Consider the following 15657-nt stretch of genomic DNA (forward strand, 5'->3'; position numbering starts at 1 on the left):
TGATATAAATAATAAAGGAATAGGTTATCTTCTTGAACTGCTGCTGTTTCTTTCAGAGGAACGGGAAGAACTTTGAGTGCTATTGCTTCTCGTACTTCCGGAAGAAGAGCGTCTTTCTGTTTGTCCACTAGAAACATTGCTCCGGGTAGAGCTACCGCCGCTTCGAGTAGAGCTCGAGCTACCGCTACTCCGGTTAGAAGTGGTACTGCTGCTACGACTAGTAGTACTACCGCTACTGCGACTGGAGCTACTACGACTGGAACTACCGCGACTGGAACCGGAAGAGCTATTATTTCTCTCGGAACTGTTATTTCTATTATAGGAACCACTATCGTTTCGTTTACTTGAACTTTCTCTCGAACTGCTACTTGTTTTTCCACTTTCACGATTGGAGGAACTGGAACCAGTTGAACTTCCGCTTGTTGGTCTGCGATTAGAGCTTGAAGAACCGGAACCTGTTTCCGGACGACGACCAGAATTACGATCACTTTCTACTCTATTCGTATTCCCATTTTTATCAGGAGCAACATTGTTACCAGGTCTCCCACTTCCGGACGGTGTAGATGGTCTGACAGAAGTCGAAGGCCGATCTCCTCCAGATTCCGGACGGGGACGTGTTGACGTACCAGGTCTTGTTGTCGTTCCGGGACGAGTAGAAGTATCAGGACGAGTAGAGGTACTTGGGCGAGACGTACCAGGACGCGTTGTCGATGAACCCGGACGGGAAGAATTACCCGGACGTGTCGGTGCATTATGCGGACGAGTGGAAGTATTCGGACGGAACCGGACAGAACCGAAATCCGAACGACGATAAGAGTGGAATACTCGCTGATCTCTCACCCGATGCGGTGCAGAATAATGGTTGAAATTAGTATATCTGCCCCGATAATAACTCACATGGTGAAAGTGTGGACGATAATGTGCTCCACAATAAGTACGGTAATGGTAAGGCACACCAAAATAAAACAAACTGCGATTCGGGTAATTAACATAAACCCTGAAACTCCATTTCCCTCCGGTTACATAGATTGGCCGATAGAAATACTCGGCACCGAGGAACCGGCGATACTGTGCATCACTCAATATCCAGCGAAGATCGTCATTACGGATATCCAACGCTTCATAATAATCATCCAATGCCCATTCGTAACCACGTGCTACGTAATCCATGATATTACGGACAGAATAAATAAAGTCGTAATTAATTTCATACGCATCATTATATTGCTGTGTACTCAAGCTCAATTCATATGCCATCTTATCGGTAAGAAAACGCGTCTCCTTACGTACCTTGCTAGTGCTCATTCCAGCCATTACGGTCATATTGGCAGTCAGACCGACAGCAAAGAGTAAAAACAGTATTCGTTTCATAATTCAATCTCCTATCATTTATTATTCTGATGATATTCCTCAATAAACTTACGCATCTCATCTTTATATGCATTAGAAAATAAAATATCGATCACCTTATTAAAATTTCTTTTATCCCTTACATAAGGATACAGCTTCTTCATCATCTCCACCTGGTCAGGAGTATACGAAATCTCCTTCACTATTTTCACACATTGATTTGAAGTGACATCATACGTTCTCAACATCCGATCGACAAGCTTCTTCTGGTCTTCATTCATAACCGTTATTTTAAGCTTATTGATAAATTCATCAAACTCCGGATCAGTCATCAAACGAGCTTCTTCCACCTGTTCATGATTAGGAAAGACTTCAACGGTAGTGTTCACAGCAGGCGGTACTACAACGGAATGCATTGGTGCAGGTCTGCCATAACCTTTGAACGTATCCATACTAACCACCTCTCTATTTACAAACTGAACGATTATCGTCACAGGTTCCGAAGTAAGTACAGGCGTACCGTTATCACGATGGAATTCCCATTCTTCCATATCACCGTCAAAACGCCGGAAATCAGGTTTTCCTAAAACGGACTCTACCTGAGATTGAGTCATTCCCTGATATATACCCATCATCTGTTTGGTAGATACATAGCTGGTAAAACAGCCACTGACCAATATTCCCAACGCCAAACACAGCATAATATGTATCTTTTTCATAACCGTATCGTTTTTAGTTAATAGTATCAACGTTTACCGTACCCTATGATAAAATCCTTCATCTTTTCCTTGCTGGAGCTAAATGTCAGGGTATTAATCACCGTAAAGAAAGCTTCCTTATCTACAATCCGGGGATACATGATCTTCATAATCTCCATCCGGTCATCATCGAATGTATATAGTTTGGTCAGTTGGAGACATTGGGCAGATGTGAAATCAGAACCAGCCAATGCAGCATTGAGCAACTTCATACGGTCATCTTTAAAAGGCTCATTCTTCATCTCTTTATAAAACGTTTGGAAGAGCTGATCGTTCATCACCCTGTTGTAACCATATCCCGGACGATGTTCTCCCTGTTCGGGACGGCCGGGTCTTTCCGGGCGCATGTTATCACGTCCGTCTACCCATATTTCTGTCACTCCTCTCCCATCAAAATAAACGAGATCTTTATATAATTTTTCTCCTTTCCATACTCGCTCTCCCGCACGGGTAAAGCGGGTGGCAAACACTTCAACAGTATAATGTCCGGGATTTAAATTGGCTATAAAGCAGGTAGTAGTAGGTAAACATATCTGGTTCCCTCCCAGGTAAACAAGAATCGGAGTATTCCCGCCATCGATACGGATTCCGTTAACAGACTGCGCTTGTAAGGAGAGGGCAGCGAACAGGATACAGAAACTTATTATAATCTTACGCATAGCTTATCTAGTTTTTAATTATTTATATCTTTAATCTGATAGCACAAAAATAGGGTGAGGAAACTCCCCACCCCAATGATTCTCTCTATTCGTATGTAGGGAAATCCCTATTCTGTTTAGGAATCCGCCAAAGCAATGCCATCCTCATGCAAGGTAATCAGACGTTTCTTATACAAGTCGCCCACTCCTTTCTTAAAGGTTTTCTTGCTAACACCAAACGTGTCATAAATATCTTCCGCAGGACTTTTATCATTCAAGTTGATCCGTCCTCCATGCGCTTTGATATAGTCGAGCAGCGTTTTCGAAAAATCGTCAATCTTTTCAAAACCGGGTTTCTGAAGAATCAGGTCTACCTTACCATCTTCACGCACCTGTTTCACAAAAGCTTTCATCTCCATTCCTGTTTCCAACGGACAGAATATTTCATTTTCATACAGCAAACCGCTATACTTATTATCTATAATCGCTTTAAAGCCCAAATCCGTCTTCTGCCAGATAAGGATATTCACTTCTGCTTCCGGAGTATATTCCGGCTTTTCTTTCGACAGATAACGTTCCACCTTTGCTGAAGCCACAATACGATAACTCTCTTCATCCAAATGCGCATGGACCACATATTTCCGCCCAACCTGCATTTTCATCTTCTGCTCACTGAACGGAACGAACAGGTCTTTCATCAATCCCCAGTTCAGGAAAGCTCCGTATTGATTCACCCAGGAGACTTCCAGACAGGCGAACTGACCTACCTGCACCAACGGAGTCAGCGTCGTAGCAATCAGTCTTTCATCCATATCCAGATAAAGAAACACGTTCAAAAAATCTCCTATCTTACAGTCTTCGGGCACATAGCGGGTAGGCAACAAAATCTCACCTTCTTCCCCACCATCGAGATATACGCCGAAATCTACTTCTTTCACGACTTCAAGCTGATTGAACTTTCCTAATTCGATGCTCATATTCTTATCTATTTATTGTAATAAGACACAAAGATAATCTATTTTGAATAGATCTCTCAAACAGTCAGCCATAACTTTTCGTTATCGGGCAAAACTATTTGCAATGAACAATCTGCTTTCTAATATGTTAACTTTGTAGCGACAAAAAGAAAAAGTAAATTATTCACCTTTAAACATATAAACTTATGGAATTTCTAACCAACGAGAAACTTACGATTGTAGGAGCTGCCGGAATGATCGGCTCCAATATGGCACAAACAGCCATGATGATGAGACTCACTCCGAATATTTGCCTGTATGATCCATTTGCCCCGGCTCTGGAAGGAGTAGCTGAAGAATTGTATCACTGCGGTTTTGAAGGTGTCAACCTTACATTTACTTCCGATATCAAAGAAGCGCTGACAGGAGCTTCTTACATTGTCTCTTCCGGTGGAGCTGCCCGTAAAGCAGGTATGACCCGCGAAGATTTGCTGAAGGGAAATGCAGAAATTGCCGCTCAATTCGGTAAAGATGTTCATCAATATTGCCCGAACGTAAAACATATCGTTGTGATCTTTAATCCTGCAGACATCACCGGATTGATTACTTTGTTGTATTCAGGTTTGAAACCCTCTCAAGTTTCTACACTGGCTGCCTTGGACAGCACCCGTCTGCAAAACGAACTGGTGAAATTCTTCCATATCCCGGCTTCCGACATTCAGAATTGCCGTACGTATGGTGGTCATGGCGAACAAATGGCTGTATTCGCATCTACAACCAAAATAAAAGGAGAGCCTTTGACCGATTTCATCGGCACTACCCGTCTTCCATTGGCAGATTGGGAAGCACTGAAAGTACGTGTCATCCAGGGTGGTAAGCATATTATCGACCTGCGCGGTCGTTCTTCTTTCCAAAGCCCGGCTTATCTTTCTATCGAAATGATTGCCGCTGCTATGGGTGGACAACCTTTCCGCTGGCCTGCCGGAACGTATGTTTCTAACAGTAAGTTCGACCATATCATGATGGCGATGGAAACTTCAATAACTAAAGACGGCGTCACTTATAAAGAAGTAGCCGGAACTCCTGCCGAACAGGAAGAATTGGAAAAAAGCTACGAGCATTTATGCAAACTTCGTGATGAAGTGATTGAAATGGGGATCATCCCAGCTATTAAAGACTGGCACGCATTGAATCCCAATATTGACTAATCAAACAATATTAGCAAAAAGCCGAAAAAGAGAAAATACATCTCTTTTTCGGCTTTTATTCCAATTACTTACATATCACATATACCCCCCACTTAGTCTATAAATCTTTCAAGACTCCAATTCAAATGACTATGCAAAGTTGGGGATAATTCGTCAATTAAAAAAATAGACAAAATGGGGAAAGTACCTAAACTGAAGTTACAGGTACTCAAAGTGCGAAATATAGTGATTATCCTATCCAAATTAGTGAATGGAATAAAACTGCGCATCGAAGTTTATAAAATATCTGTCATTTTTGAGAAGTACATTCGGAACAAACTCCTTTTAGTACATAGTTTATACTATGCAAAGTAAATCCTTTAGGCAAATCAATCACCGGGATATGTGTACCTTCCAGGCAGAATGTACGATGACATTTCTCACAATAAAAATGCGAATGTAAATCCTGTACCACACAATTGCAGGAGTTGTCGCAAACGGCATACTTCAACGAGCCGCTCCCATCGTCTATGCTATGTATGAGGTGATGAGACAAGAAGAGAGCGATGGTACGGGATATAGTCGATTTATCGACTGTATCGAGCAGTGTTTCCAAATCGAGCAATGACACCGCACGCTCTGCCTGCATCATCGCTTTTATCACCAGAAGCCTTATGGCAGTTGGCTTGATACCTCTTCTATCCAACTTATCCAAATAAATATCTTCTTCCATCTTTCTCCTATTTTATCATTTTCTGTATTCTGACAGCATTCATAATGGCAAGTAGCGCAACACCCACATCTGCAAAGACAGCTTCCCAAAGAGTAGCAATTCCACCGGCTCCCAAAATCAATACAAGTAATTTCACTCCAAATGCCAGTGATACATTCTGCCAAATAATTCTTCGTGTCAGTTTTCCTACTTTGATAGCTTCGGCTACCTTCGACGGCTGGTCTGTCTGTATCACGACATCGGCTGTTTCAATAGCCGCATCACTACCCAGTCCTCCCATAGCAATGCCAACATGACTTAGAGCGAGCACCGGTGCATCGTTCATTCCATCACCGACAAATGCGATCCGGTTTGCCTCATCCTGCCGCAGCTCTTCCAGATGATTCACTTTTCCTTCCGGCAACAGGTCACCATAAGCTTTCGATATACCGAGCTTTTCTGCAAAGTTAGTAACAATACTCTGTTTATCACCGGATAGTATCTGGATGTTTTCAATATTTAAAGCTTTTAAATTGTCAATAGCTACCTTTGCGTCCTCTTTCAGGGCATCAGCCAGCAGCAGATAACCTGCATAACGGTTTCCAACAGCACAGACCACGATGGTATCCGTTATTTCCAGCAGTTCTTTTGGATAGGATATATCAAACTTAGACAGTAACCGGCAATTACCGACCAGAACCATAGCCCCGTCTATCGTTGCTTCCAAACCATAGCCGGCAAATTCTTTTGTACCGGTAACAGCTACACATTCAATGTTTTGTTCTTTCGCATAATTCACAACAGCCTTGGCAATCGGATGAGTACTATCACTTTCTACCGAAGCAACCAGTTTCACTAATTCTTCTTCCGAAACCTCGCCTGCACTTTTACAGGCCTGTACTTCAAAGGTTCCTTTTGTCAGGGTTCCAGTTTTATCGAATACCACTGTATTGATCTTAGTGATAGCATCCAGATAATTACCACCCTTGAATAAAATTCCCAACCGGGATGCCGCTCCAATTCCCCCAAAGTAGCCCAACGGAATACTAACCACCAACGCACAGGGACACGAAATCACCAGAAAGACCAAAGCTCTGTATAGCCAATCATTAAATGCAAATACAAATGGAGGATTAATAAGTGAATAAACAAATGGACACAAAACAATTAACACTGCAAGCGCTATAACAATAGGTGTATAAATGCGCGCAAACTTACGAATAAACAATTCAGCCGGAGCCTTACGTTCGGAAGCATTCTGAACAAGTTCCAATATTCGGGCAAGTGCACTCTTATCAAAAGGTCTCGTTACCTCGAGCCGGATAACCTTATCGGTTACAATCATTCCGGCAAGTACTTCTTCACCTTTCCGAATATTACGAGGAACGCTTTCACCTGTTAATGCGGCTGTATTGAAGGCAGCCACTTCATTCTGCATAGTTCCATCCAATGGCACCCGTTCGCCTGCCTTTATTTCTATGATTTCACCGACTTTTATCTTTTTAGGGCTTTCAATAACAAGATTGCCTTCCCGGAGCACTAATGCTTTCTCGGGTCTTACATCCAATAAGGCTCCAATATTACGTTTGGCTTTATCTACCGCTTTATCCTGAAACAGTTCTCCTACTGTATAGAATAACATCACGGCTACTCCTTCCGGATATTCACCAATATAGAAAGCTCCCAAAGTAGCTATAATCATTAGAGTGAACTCACTGAAATAGTCTTTTTCCCTGATACTTTCCCAGGCTTCTTTCATCACTGGAATTCCTACCGGAAGATAGGCCACGATATACCATATCAAGGCAACAGATCCTTCACGGAAGAATGCTAAATCGAGAGCATTCATAATTATTCCACTTGTCAGAAGCAGGAGAGAGAATATCACTTTCCCATATTCATGGAATACCGAAACCTTTGCATCAACCTTTTTTTCTGCTGCGCATGAATGAGCGCCACAACTACAATGTCCCATAACATTCATCATTTAGTTGATGCAAAGGTAGCAAATGATTCATGCAACAAAGTTGCAAAATCGGTTTCAGAACATATATCCCAACGAGATCATCAGGTTTCTGTTCTTCATTCCGAGATCTTTTGCCACTTCAACGAGTCCAAAATCATAACTAATGGCCACCTGATATTTCTTGCTGAACTCAACGCCTGCTTTCAACCCAAGACCAAAGTCGAACCGTTTCAGACCATCATCTCCAAATATATCTTCGGAGGCTGAATTACCGTCCAAGCCCGCTATATCCGCAATATCACCATCCACCTTCGCTTTCATCTTTCCAAACAAACCAACAGCAACATAAGGTCCTACACTTCCAAATAGCGCAAAGTCATCATTGACTGCATATTTATACCCAACACGCACCGGTACTTCCAAATAATACGGATTGAATGTCAGACTCGCCACTGATCCTCCGTCAATCTTAGCGCCTTTCAATGTCAGCAATGCAGCGAAATCCATATATGCGCCACTGCCATTCGCATCCTGCGACAATCCGACCTCTGCTTTAACTCCTGCGTGAAAACCTATCCTGCTGTCAAACCCTGTAATGGTGTATTTGCTAACATTCATACCTGCCATCACACCCCATTTCAGGTTGTCTTGAGCATTGATACTCACTACGCTTATCGCTACTAAAGCGAACAATAACAAGACCTTTTTCATACGAATAAATAATTTAATTATTGTTTAGAAATTATGTGAGGCAAAAATAACAATAATTCGCATAACTCCGAGAGATTTAGTAAAAATATAAAAAATAAACGATATGAATCTTATGAGGTATAGTCATAGCAAGAGAACCGGACTATTTCAAACGATTTTACGAGATATAGAACAAAAACACTCTGTACAGAGAAAAAACAAAGAATGAAAGACTGTATAACTTAATTAATTGTTATCTTTGCACAATCAGTCGTAGCGCGACTGTATTGTTTGTTTTAAGAAAAAAAGCGTTTAGCTGATTTCTGTGCCAGAGAAAAGTCGAAAATTCCAAACACACAGAGAAGCAGATAGATGCTCCTTGCAATATGCGGGGAGTGTTTCCTGTTTGTGTGTTTAGGGCTTCGACTCCCTCTCTGGCGGATAGGCAAATGCTCTCCGCTTTTTTTGTGCCTATAAATTTGCAATAGATACAAACGACAAATTAGTAATAATCACAAAGGCAAGTCAATTCGGGTGGAGCGGCACCCGAACGACTACAGAGTCGAAAACGTAACATTTAGATGTTACTACTTGCCTTTGAAAATATAAGAGACAGAGGCTAGCTACACCTGCAAGGGGAACAAATGGATTCATCCAGGAGTTCCCCTCTATTTTTGTGAAGATGTGTACTATTGGAAAGACAGATATTAGGTCTACATATAAATTTGATGATTCTTATTGTCAACCAAAGCTTTTCCCAAATAATATAATGATTATCATCGGTTTACATGCTGACAATAAGCCATGGCAATAGCCTGACAATAAAAAAATTAGAACTTTTATTGTCAGCCTGTTCTTTGATCCCTTTGGGGCAAGGTTATGGGATTCATTCCAATATGTCGATATACTCTAACTTAATTCCCAGCTTGATCCATGTTATAAACTACTGAAGACTATCATTGTCTACAGTAACAATACCATCGACATAAAAAACACATACGCTTTATAAAATGAGTATGCCCCTGTTAAATGAATGCTACATAACCGGTATCTTTCACTTACCAAGCAGGTATTGTTCCACTAAAGCACTGGTATCTTTAGTGGAACAATACTGATACCCTAGAGGAACTATACTGGCGTGTTAACGGAACTATATAGGTATATTAATGAAAAGATATCACTTTGGAAAGCTGTTATAAAAATGCGGCATTACTTCGAAACATGTTCATAAAGCTATTGTTTATCAGGTTATTAAAAGGATCATAAGAGATAAAAATAAGGCTGACAGTAAAAGTAGATATATTTTATTATCAGCCTATTATCAGCATCTATTGTCAGGTGATATAGCATTGATATTCATATACTTAAATACTATTCTGACAGTTTGACAATAAAACAGGTACAAATCAATAGAAACGATCATAAAGTTTTTAATTGGGAAAAGCAAAGAATTTATAAAAAGAAAGAAAAAGTTTGCTGTTCCCTTCAGAATAAACATCTTTGTAACCGTGGTTACAGTAACCTCAGTTACTAATATAATTCACTGACTATGAGGTTTTATAATAGAGAGGAAGAACTGAAAAAACTGAAAGAGCTAAAATGAAAAAAGACCTTCTCCTTACAGTTTTATTCCTCTCACTAATATATTTACCCAGCGATCTAAAGCTCTTTCCATCAAATTTAACGAAGAACCGAATAACACAAAAGCATCCTATAGCTTACAACATACATATATTCATCTAACATTCAAATATTTATATTAATAGAGTATATTCCACCCAAGACAATATATCAAAATAATCTTTCATATACAATATAAATCTGCAACGTATAAAAGTAATTTAATGACAGGATAAAAAAGAAAAGATTAAGTTTTATCATTTTTCACAGAACAAACATGACCGTAACAAAGAAAACATACTGCAATAAAAGCCTTTTACAATTCTTTTACTATCATAGAGTTAGGTTACGGGAAAATCTCCGGATAAACCTTGTTTCGAGAAGTTTTTTTGTTACTTTTGCCGCAAACTAATATATTTCAGTGCAACGGGAATCTTATTATAATATGAAAGACATCACCTTATGGAACATCATGTTGAAAGGTGACACAAAGCCATTAGAGGTATTGTATAAGAGACATTACGAGCTTCTATTGAATTTTGGACTCAAATATGTTTCAGATGAAGAATTTGTTAAAGATTGCATTCAGGATCTTTTCGTGAAACTTTGCAGCAGCACCCGTTTGTCTCCCACCGATTATGTGCGTTCCTATCTGCTGACTTCTTTGAAAAACCTTATATTCGATAAACTTTCATCTTTAAAATCCACCGAAGATATCAATGCGCTTCCCTTCGACTTAACGATAGAAGACACCTCACTGGAAGTCTTATTTAAGGATAATGATGAGGATATACAAATGATTAAAAATCTGCAAGAGGCTTATAAACAACTGTCCGAGAATCAACGGATGGCGATTTATCTTCGTTACATTAAAGGCTTATCCTATAGAGAAGTTGCAGCTGTCCTGGAGATTAATCCTCAATCTGCCATGAATTTAGTATCCCGCACACTGACGAGCCTTCGCTCTAAAATGACCTTGAAAGAATATCTCTTTTTCCTTCCTTTTTTTCTTTCTTAAATGCTACTATTTCCTTTGTCCGGTTCACCCAATTTGCTGAAGAAATCTTTTTCTGCAAAATAATGAAAGAAAAGTGAGTAGACTTTTTCTTTTCTCCCGTTTTAAATATAAAAGCAAAAAATGGAAGGCAAGAAAGCAAATATACATCAGGTGATACGCAAAGTAATTCTACATGTTCGGAAACAGGAGAGAAATGTCTCAACGACCGAACTGGATGAATCATGGAGACTTATCGAAAAACAAATCCATGCAACCAAAAAGAAAAAGTTGCATCAACGATTACTTTATGCGGCAACTTATTCATCAGTTGCCGCAATCCTGCTATGTATGTTTTGGCTGGGTAAACAGTTCATCTCTTATTACCATGCAGATGACAGCGCATTAGTCGATTTCGCATTGAAAATGCAGGCAGCCCCATTACAAGAAGATATTCTATTGTTGATACCGGGAGAAAAGAATATAGAAGTGAGTGATACCGATGCAAATATCATTTATTCGCAGAATGGTTTAGTGGTGGTCAACTCTGATACAGTCAATCAGATTCAGCCACAAAAGAAGAAGCCCGAATTCAACCAGCTGATAACCCCTAAAGGGAAAAGAACTCAATTGACTTTACCAGACGGAACTCATCTATGGGTGAATTCAGGAACACGGGTGATTTATCCAACTCATTTTGAAAGAGACCAGCGTGAAATTTATGTTGAAGGAGAAGTGTTCCTCGATGTACGCCGCAATGAAAAAGCCCCCTTCATAGTAAGAACTAAAGATTTTCAAGTACAGGTATTAGGTACTTCATTCAATATATCGGCATATTCATCGGAGAAAACGTCTTCCGTGGTGTTGGTGGAAGGAAGTGTGAATATAAAAAGCCACAATCAGCAACAGGTCAAACTCGCTCCGGGACAGCTGGTTAACATTCATAGCGACCAACTGGACACTCCTCAAAATGTAGATGTTGAGCCTTATATCTGTTGGATAAAGAATATCCTAATGTACACAGACGATTCTTTGGATAAGGTCTTTAGAAAATTAAATCTATACTATGGCAAAGAATTCGTATTGGATACGGAGGTGGAGAGAATGCAGGTTTCCGGAAAGCTGGATTTAAAAGATAAACTTGAAGACGTCTTACATACTATATCTTATTCTGCACCCATAGAATATAAAGAAGTGGGTGATAAAATATATGTGAGGAAGAAATAAGTATAGATCATTTATTGTTAAACCTTTATACGTAATATTATGAGAAACAAAAGTCCTTAAAAAGAAGGCTGAATGATAATTGCAGTATCATCCAGCCGAAAAATCAAACAACATTTAATTGTTTAATTTCTTAAAAACGTTGTAAATATATGAAAAATACCAGTAGCACATTTCTTACAAGGGTGAGAATGGCTCGCATATTATTTCTTTTTAGTGTTTGTTTTCTTTCTTTACACTCTTATGCGGCGAACATAGGAGCGTATGCTCAACAGAAAAACTTAACAATTGAAATGCGGAACAAAACAGTTAAGGAAGTACTTGATTATATAGAAAAAAACAGTGAATTTATCTTTTTCTATTATAGCAAAGCGATTGATACGAAACGTATAGTCAGTTTGTCTGTAAAGGACCAACCGATAACCGTTATTCTCGATCAGTTATTTAAGAATACAGATGTCCTGTATGAAATTAAAGACCGGCAGATTTCTCTGAAAAGAGAAGAGTTGCCTACAGAGCAACGTCCGCAGGATTCGAAACAACAAAAGCGCAAATTGGTAGGAACCGTTACGGATGCTTCTTCCAGCGATCCTTTGGTGGGGGTCAGTATTTCTGTAAAAAACTCCCCGGGAACAGGAACAATTACAGATTTAGATGGTAAGTTTTCAATAGAGGTTTCAAATAATACAGAGTTAACATTTTCTTATATCGGATACAAACAGCAGGTATTGAGTGTAGGCGATTTGGGAGTTTTGAAAGTGAAAATGCAATCGGACAACGAGGTGCTGGATGAAGTGGTGGTGGTAGGAGCCGGCACACAGAAAAAAGTATCCGTAACCGGTGCTATTTCCACTGTAAAAGGTGTAGAATTGCGTGCACCGAGTTCTTCACTGACCAATAATCTTACAGGAAAGCTGGCAGGTGTGGTATCGATGACAACCAGTGGAGAACCGGGTTCCGTATCCGATTTCTATATCAGGGGAATCGGAACATTCGGGGGACGTGCAACACCTTTAATTCTGATGGACGATATCGAAATTTCGAGTGGCGACCTTAATAATATCCCTACCGAATCGATCGCCAGCTTTTCAATCTTGAAGGATGCATCGGCAACTGCTATTTATGGCGCTCGCGGTGCTAATGGAGTGCTGCTTATCAAAACGAAAGACGGTATGGAAAACACGCGGGCACAGATAAATATCACGTTCGAAAATTCATTTCTAAGACCGGCAAACACGCTGAAGTTCGTCGATGGCCCTACGTTTATGAATATGTACAATGAAGCCTTGGTGACTCGTACTCCAAGCGCAACACCCAAATATTCGGATGACGTCATAGAATATACAAGGAGCGGAATCAATCCGTATGTTTATCCGAACGTGGATTGGTATGACCTGCTTTTCAAAAATTCTACCATGAACCAACGGGCAAACATTAATGTACAGGGAGGTAGTTCGAAGGTTACCTATTACATGAGTTTGCAAGCAAATCATGATAGCGGTATGCTCAACTCCCCCAAGCGTTACTCTTTTGACACGAACATCAACAGATGGGAGTACATTTTCCAAAGTAACATATCCTATAAGATGACTCCGACAACCACTGTCGAGCTACGCATGAACGACCAGATAGGATATGCCAAAGGACCGTCTTTTTCAACTTCCGACCTGTTCTATCTTACCTACAATACCAATCCGGTGGCATTTCCGGCATCTTTTCCGGCAGAAGAAGGTGACAAGCATATACGTTTCGGAGGGGCAATGCTTAGTGGAAATTCGATGTATAACAACCCTTATGCATATATGATAAATAATTTCAGAGGATCCAATCATAATACCATCAACACCTCTGTTCGTATTAATCAGAACTTTGATTTTGTGACAAAGGGACTTTCCGCCTCTATTCTGGTTAACTGGAAAAACTATTCAAACTCATCTTATACCAAATCACTTGCCCCCTATTACTATCGCGTACAGGATGGCAGTTGGAATGTCGATTCGCCCGACCTTTATGCATTGGAGCAACTGACTTCGGGATCTGAATATATATCCCAGTCGGATATAGAGCGCTACCAGGACAATACCTTTTATATGGACGGACGCATCAATTACAGCAGGCAGTTCGGCCGACATGCCGTATCGGGAATGTTGATGTATATGATGCGTGAATACAGATCCAGCGTATTACCCAACCGCAACCAAGGATTATCTGCCCGTATCACCTACGATTACAACCAGAAATATCTGGCCGAAATAAATTGCGGTTATAACGGAACGGAACGTCTGGTAGAAGGAGAACGGTTCGAGTTATTTCCCGCCATATCTTTAGGCTGGGTTATCAGTAACGAGGATTTCTGGACTCCACTGCGTTCAATTGTATCTTTCCTCAAGCTCCGGGGATCTTATGGACTGGTAGGCAGCGATGATACGGGAAAAAGTGCGGGAGCTGCCCACTTTCTCTATATAAATGATATAAAGCTCGACGATTTGGGTTATGGAACCGGACCTGATGGAAGTGTTGTCGCCAAAGGACCCAGCGTTTCATATTATGCTGTCAGAAATGCACATTGGGAAAGAGTGAAAAAGTTCGATATCGGTATAGACATGAATCTATTCAACCAGCTCAATATTGTTTTCGACTATTTTCATGACAAACGAGATCGCATCCTTCTCAAACGAGGTTCTTTTCCTAGACTATTAGGATACGCTAATGCTGTGCCATGGAGTAACATTGGTAAAGTAGACAATCGAGGTATCGAGCTGGCTGTCAATTGGCGAAAGAAAATCACCAATGATTTAAATATGGACCTGCGTTTCAATTTGACATATAATAAGAATAAATACATCTACAAAGATGAACCGGATTACCCTTACGTGTGGCAGTCGGAAACTGGTAAACCCTTGAGTAACACGATAGGATACATTGCCGAAGGGTTATTCAAAGACCAGGCGGATATAGAAATGAGCCCTTCGCAGGATGAATTGGGAAGTACGGTAATGCCAGGTGATATCAAATATCGCGATGTAAACGGTGATGGCAAAATAAATTCAAAAGATCAGGTTATGATTTCGCAATATGGCAATGTGCCGCGCATTCAGTATGGAATTGGGCTAGACATGACATATAAATCTTTCGATTTCGGAATGTTTTTCAATGGTTCTGCCCAACGGACAATCATGGTATCAGGCATTATGCCATTTCGCGGTGATGCTTCAACCGGTGATCGAAACGTGATGCAGTTTATCGCCAACGACTACTGGAGCGAAGCTAATCCGAATCCGGATGCGAAATTTCCACGATTAGGTATTACTGACAGTCAAGTGGCAAACAACTCTGTCAACAGCACCTACTGGATGCACAACGGACGTTTTATCCGCTTTAAAACCCTTGAACTCGGATATAGTTTTCCGTACTGCCGTGTTTATATCAATGGGGATAATCTGGCTGTGTGGAGTCCTTTTAAAGAGTGGGATCCGGAATTGTCATGGAATGCGTATCCTCTTCAACGGACTATCAATATTGGAGTGCAGCTAAAATTCTAAGTTCTATATAACCAAAATAT

General features: G+C 40.4%; 11 protein-coding genes. 4 read left to right on the forward strand and 7 right to left on the reverse strand.

All coding sequences use genetic code 11. The features are described from left to right. Positions 1 to 24: 24 nt before the first annotated feature. The 4 genes from Bovatus_RS12895 to Bovatus_RS12910 all read right to left on the reverse strand — a co-directional run bounded on the left by Bovatus_RS12895 (position 25) and on the right by Bovatus_RS12910 (position 3723). Entirely contained in the window at positions 25 to 1371 is a 1347-nt protein-coding gene (locus tag Bovatus_RS12895) for a hypothetical protein (RefSeq protein WP_004323269.1), read from the reverse strand. 14 nt (positions 1372 to 1385) lie between these two features. Beyond that, positions 1386 to 2069, reverse strand: coding sequence for a DUF4476 domain-containing protein (locus tag Bovatus_RS12900; RefSeq protein WP_004306992.1), 684 nt, complete (start codon positions 2067 to 2069; stop codon positions 1386 to 1388). 26 nt (positions 2070 to 2095) lie between these two features. Further along, positions 2096 to 2767, reverse strand: coding sequence for a DUF4476 domain-containing protein (locus tag Bovatus_RS12905; RefSeq protein WP_004296215.1), 672 nt, complete (start codon positions 2765 to 2767; stop codon positions 2096 to 2098). A gap of 116 nt (positions 2768 to 2883) precedes the next feature. Continuing rightward, complete coding sequence (locus tag Bovatus_RS12910; RefSeq protein WP_004296216.1) at positions 2884 to 3723, reverse strand: CvfB family protein; 840 nt, start codon at positions 3721 to 3723, stop codon at positions 2884 to 2886. Between the two features lie 185 nt (positions 3724 to 3908). Between Bovatus_RS12910 and Bovatus_RS12915 the strand changes: the two genes are divergently transcribed. Continuing rightward, positions 3909 to 4910, forward strand: a complete 1002-nt coding sequence (locus Bovatus_RS12915; RefSeq protein WP_004296217.1) for a malate dehydrogenase — start codon at positions 3909 to 3911, stop codon at positions 4908 to 4910. Positions 4911 to 5199: 289 nt separating this feature from the next. Here the strand turns inward: Bovatus_RS12915 and Bovatus_RS12920 are convergent, their stop codons facing one another. From Bovatus_RS12920 to Bovatus_RS12930, 3 genes are all read right to left on the reverse strand, one after another. Continuing rightward, positions 5200 to 5622, reverse strand: a complete 423-nt coding sequence (locus tag Bovatus_RS12920; RefSeq protein ID WP_004296218.1) for a Fur family transcriptional regulator — start codon at positions 5620 to 5622, stop codon at positions 5200 to 5202. 7 nt (positions 5623 to 5629) lie between these two features. Then, entirely contained in the window at positions 5630 to 7576 is a 1947-nt protein-coding gene (locus Bovatus_RS12925) for a heavy metal translocating P-type ATPase (protein ID WP_004311956.1), read from the reverse strand. A gap of 66 nt (positions 7577 to 7642) precedes the next feature. After that, entirely contained in the window at positions 7643 to 8278 is a 636-nt protein-coding gene (locus Bovatus_RS12930) for a porin family protein (protein WP_004296220.1), read from the reverse strand. 2044 nt (positions 8279 to 10322) lie between these two features. On the opposite strand from Bovatus_RS12930, the gene Bovatus_RS12935 reads away from it, so the two are divergent. From Bovatus_RS12935 to Bovatus_RS12945, 3 genes are all read left to right on the forward strand, one after another. Then, positions 10323 to 10895, forward strand: a complete 573-nt coding sequence (locus Bovatus_RS12935; protein WP_004296222.1) for an RNA polymerase sigma factor — start codon at positions 10323 to 10325, stop codon at positions 10893 to 10895. A gap of 120 nt (positions 10896 to 11015) precedes the next feature. Next, the gene (locus Bovatus_RS12940) at positions 11016 to 12098 is read left to right on the forward strand and encodes a FecR family protein (RefSeq protein ID WP_004296223.1); all 1083 of its coding nucleotides are present in this window, start codon (positions 11016 to 11018) and stop codon (positions 12096 to 12098) included. Between the two features lie 149 nt (positions 12099 to 12247). Then, positions 12248 to 15637 (forward strand): TonB-dependent receptor, encoded by a 3390-nt coding sequence (locus tag Bovatus_RS12945; RefSeq protein ID WP_004323272.1) that lies wholly within the window; start codon positions 12248 to 12250, stop codon positions 15635 to 15637. The last annotated feature ends 20 nt before the right edge of the window (positions 15638 to 15657 follow it).

It is taken from the genome of Bacteroides ovatus, assembly GCF_001314995.1.
Classification (GTDB): Bacteria; Bacteroidota; Bacteroidia; order Bacteroidales; family Bacteroidaceae; genus Bacteroides; species Bacteroides ovatus.